Below are 2,336 nucleotides of genomic sequence, written 5' to 3' on the forward strand. Positions count from 1 at the left end.
GGCGGCTGGCCGCCGCCGTGGGGCGCCTGGCGAGGCGGGATCGAGCGCGGCACCTGCCCGGCTGCCTCGCCGCGTGCGGGCATGCCCGACCTACGTGGTGGAACAGGCGGGGGATTCGTTCCCCTGCGATCGCCGGACACCGGTACCTCCCGTGAAGACTGTCTACGGATACGTGGTTCTGAGCGCGCTTCGTCGGAGCCTTCCGGCCGTCCGATGCGGTGGGCGCCACCGACGCCGGGAATCCCGACGCCGGGCGTCTCCGCATTCGCGGGTCCGCCCTGCTGCTGCCTGCTCGACGCCGCGCCGGGCAGGGTGCGCGGGCGCTCGCCCGTGTCACCGACCGGGATCGCGTCGTCGGCGCCCGGACGCCCGCTCACGCCCTGCGGCGTGAAGCTGGGCGGGATCCGGACGCGCGTGACGTCGTCGTCGGCCGAGGAGGCCGATCGCTTCGACGTTCTGGGATCTGACATGGGCTCAGCCGCAGACCTTGGTGGTGTCGGCGCCGGTGAAGGCCTCTTCACCGGCCTGCTTGATCTCGGTCGAGGCCGGTGTGGGCTCGGCCGAGGAGTCGTCGCCGGCCTCGGCGTCGGTCCCCGTCTCGCTGCCCGAGTCCGTCCCCGTGGCCTCCTCGCCCGTGGTCCCGCCCTCGGTGGCCGACCCCGAGGGGTCTGCCGACGGCTCGTCCGGGTCGTCGGTGAGGGGCTTGTCGTGCTTGACGTCGTCCCACAGCTGTACGGCCTCGTCCGTCCATACGACGTTAGCCGCGTTGTTCGGGTCGTACTCGTTGGGGACGGTCATGAAAGTGATCGTGTCAGGCCGTACGTTCCGCATGGAGTAGGCCAACCCGGCGAGTCCGTCGATGCTGGCCAGCTCGTCGTTCATGGTGAGCGATCCGGTGACCGCCTTGAGGAACTTGAGCGTCTTCGACGGGTTCGTCAGCACGTCCTGGCTCAGCACCTTGCGGGCGAGCGAGGCCATGACCTCCTGCTGCCTGCCGATCCGGCCGAGGTCGGACCCGTCGCCGAGCCCCGGACCCTTGCGGGCCCGGGCGTAGTCGAGGGCCTTCTGCCCCTGGAGGGTGTGGGTGCCGGGGGAGAGCGAGAGGTGGTTCGCCTCCGCGGAGTAGATCTCCTGCTCGACGCAGACGTCGACGCCGCCGACGGCGTCGATCATCGAGGAGAAGCCGGCGAAGTCGACGACGATGAAGCCGTCCATGTACACGCCGGTGAGCTCCTCGATCGTCTTGACCGCGCACAGGGCGCCGTCGGCGACCTCGCCGCCGGCCTGCACGCCCTGCGAGAAGGCGGCGTTGAACTTGGTCCCGTACAGCTCGGCCGTGGTCGCGCCGTCGGTCGTGGTGCAGCTCGGGACGTCCACCGTGGAGTCGCGGGGGATCGAGATCATCTCGATCCGCGACCGGTCGCCCGAGATGTGCATGACGACGGTGGTGTCGGAGCGGGCGCCGATCTCGCCGCCGCCCGCCAGGGCGTCGTTGTCACCGCTGCGCGAGTCGCTGCCCATCACCACGATGTTCAGCGGAATGCCGGCGTTGGGGTCCTTGGGGAGCACCTGCTTGGGCCGGTTCGTACCGAGGGCGGCCATGTCGGCGGTCTCGATGTTCCCGGTCAGCTGGGTCACCGCCGTCGCCCCGCCTGCGATCCCGAGGGAGAGGGCCGCGACGACCACCAGTGCCACCACACGCGGCGCGCCGCCCAGGTGTCTCAGCTTCCGGGCGTGCGACGGCCCCCGCGAGGGGTTCGTCGCACCTGCGGCGCTGAAGTCGGGAAATGTCACGGTCACCGATCCTAGAGACTGCATGTTGCACGGCGGCGCACCGCCCGGGGGCGGACCGTAGAGGGTTCGTGGAGGAGCGCTGTGGTTCAGCCGATCCGTTCGGCCGATCCGCTCAGTCGACCCGTTCCGTGGAGCGCAGCCGCTCGCGGCGCGTGTCGTCCGCCTCGAGGGCGGCGGCGGTCCCGGCCGAGGTGAGGACCACCGAGCCGCCGCCGGCCCAGATGCCGAGCAGCGCTCGCAGCACGTCGGCCACGGCACCGCGCCCGTCCACGAGCACCCGCGCGCCGTCGCCGGGCTCCGGAACCAGGCCCTTGTGCCCGACGGCGCCCGCTGCGGTCACCAGCGCGTCCTGGTCCGGGTCGACGTCGGGCACCCAGCCGATCACGTCGCCGTAGGTCATCACGGCCGAGGCGGCGTCGATCGCGCCGGGCGGCAGCTCGCCGTCGTACCGGCGGGCGAGCGCGGGCAGGGAGACGACGACGAGGTCCGCCCCGGCGTCGGCCCAGCGCTCCGGCGTGTCGGTGACGACCACGTCGGGCCCG

The 2,336-nt window shown here is 72.1% G+C and carries 1 protein-coding gene and 1 pseudogene; both read right to left on the minus strand.

Annotated features, from left to right (window positions below; translation table 11 throughout):
- Positions 1–474: 474 nt before the first annotated feature.
- On the minus strand, positions 475–1,794 hold the full coding sequence (locus tag PROKR_RS03215; RefSeq protein WP_245605677.1) for an LCP family protein: 1,320 nt from the start codon (positions 1,792–1,794) through the stop codon (positions 475–477).
- A 112-nt stretch (positions 1,795–1,906) separates the two neighbouring features.
- Positions 1,907–2,336: pseudogene (locus PROKR_RS03220) on the minus strand (TIGR03089 family protein); the annotation flags it as partial.

It is taken from the genome of Promicromonospora kroppenstedtii DSM 19349, from assembly GCF_000515355.1.
Lineage (GTDB): Bacteria > Actinomycetota > Actinomycetes > Actinomycetales > Cellulomonadaceae > Promicromonospora > Promicromonospora kroppenstedtii.